The organism is Thioalkalivibrio sp. ALE11 (assembly GCF_000381205.1).
In the GTDB taxonomy this organism is placed as follows: Bacteria; Pseudomonadota; Gammaproteobacteria; order Ectothiorhodospirales; family Ectothiorhodospiraceae; genus Thioalkalivibrio.
Window position 1 is genome coordinate 1 of sequence record NZ_KB906210.1, and the last position, 1,783, is coordinate 1,783.

Annotated in this window: 1 protein-coding gene; it reads left to right on the forward strand. The window is 63.2% G+C overall.

Annotation, left to right across the window (positions count from 1 at the left end):
• The coding region (locus F620_RS0114110; protein WP_019571092.1) for an AAA family ATPase at nt 1-1,686 on the forward strand (1,686 nt) is incomplete at its 5' end.
• Nucleotides 1,687-1,783: the final 97 nt, after the last annotated feature.

Sequence of the window (1,783 nt, forward strand, 5' to 3'; positions counted from 1 at the left end):
GTGGGGCAGTTGCTCGGCGCGACCACTCAGGATGTTCGCAGCGCACTGGATGAAACCGGCCGGCTCTTTGAAACCGGCCTGCTGTCACGCTTCGGCCCGGGTCTGGGCCGATCGAATGAACTGGCCTTTGAACTCCGCGGGCGGATGGCCCAGGACCTGGCGACGGAGGAGAAGGCGCCGGAGGAGCTCCTCCGCTGGTTCTATACCCGTTCGCCCGCTCCGGTGATCTCGTTGGAAGACATCCCGCGTCTGGAAGACGAGTTCGGCCGTCTGGTCCGAATCATTCGGGAAAGCCGGGACAGTGACCGGAAAGCGGTGAATATCCTGCTCCATGGAGGTCCCGGTACGGGCAAAACCGAGTTCGTGCGGCTGCTTGCGCACGAGTTGGGGGCCACGCTCGTCGAGGTGGCCCACTGCGAACCGAATGGTGAGCCGATCGCCCCTTTGCAGCGCCTCCGGCGGTGGTCAATGGCGCAGAATTTCTATGGGCAGAACGGCAACACCTTGCTGCTCTTCGACGACATGGATGATGTCTTCACGAGTGCCGCGGACCAGGGACTTCCGGCGTGGTCTCGCAGCGGGGTCAAGGCGGGAAAGGCGTGGATCAATGCCCGCCTGGAAGGGGGCGAATTACCGAGCATCTGGATCGCCAACCGGACTCTACAGATGGATCCCGCCTACCTGCGGCGATTCACGTACGTCAGGGAATTTCGATCCCCGAGCCCAGATGCCCGGCGCCGGATGGTTCGCCGGTGCTTTGAGGGAATCCCCGTGTCACCGGCCTTCGAAGAGGCCTTGGCGGAACACCGGCCGGTCACTCCGGCCATGATGCGGCAGGTGGCGACCCTGGGCGGCCTGGTGGCGTCGGGCAGCGACGCCACGGATCAGGAACCCTTCCTTCGGGAGCAGCTCGACCAGCACCTCACTGTCCAGGGCTTCCCTCCCTTGCCGAAATCCGTCCCATCGACCCTGCCATGGCGGCGCGACGTTCTCCAGGTCACCGTCGATCTGGAAGCGTTGTTCGCGGGGCTTCAACGGAGTCAGCGCGGCCGTCTGCTCCTCCATGGCCCGCCGGGTACTGGAAAGACCGAGATGGTTCGGGCGCTGGCGATGGAGCTGGGTGTGCCCCTCATCCTGAAGCGCGCCTCCGACCTGCTGGGCTCGTTTCTCGGTCAAACCGAGAGCAACATTGCCGCGATGTTCGAAGAAGCGGCCGACTCCAGCGCCGTCCTTTTCCTCGACGAGGCCGACAGCTTTCTCGGCCCCCGTGCGGGCGCCAACCATCGCTGGGAAGTGACGCAGACCAATGAGCTCCTGACCCGCATGGACGAGTTCCGGGGTGTTTTCGTGTGCGCCACGAATGCGTTCGAGCGTCTGGATTCGGCCGTGATGAGACGCTTTGACGAGAAGATCGAGCTCCAATACCCCGATTCCGTACGTCGCTGGGAGCTTTTCTTGCAACTCCTGGACGCGCTTCACCTGGAGGCACCAGACTCTGCGCAGGCCGACTACCTCCGGAAACGGATCGAACATCTGGACAATCTGGTCCCGGGCGATTTCGCATTGCTGCTTCGGCGCGCCCACAACCTCGGCCATCGTTTCGAACCCGAGACGATCGTTGAGGCTCTGGAACGCGAGAGCGCTTCGAAAGAGGATGCCGCGGGCAGGCGATCCGGCTTTTTATAACCTCCTGAATTCACAGAATAACTGCAACGCCTGAACCCGGAAGGGGTGGGCCAGCTGCCGCCGTAGAATGGGTGGCTCTCACCCCAAACCCATTCAG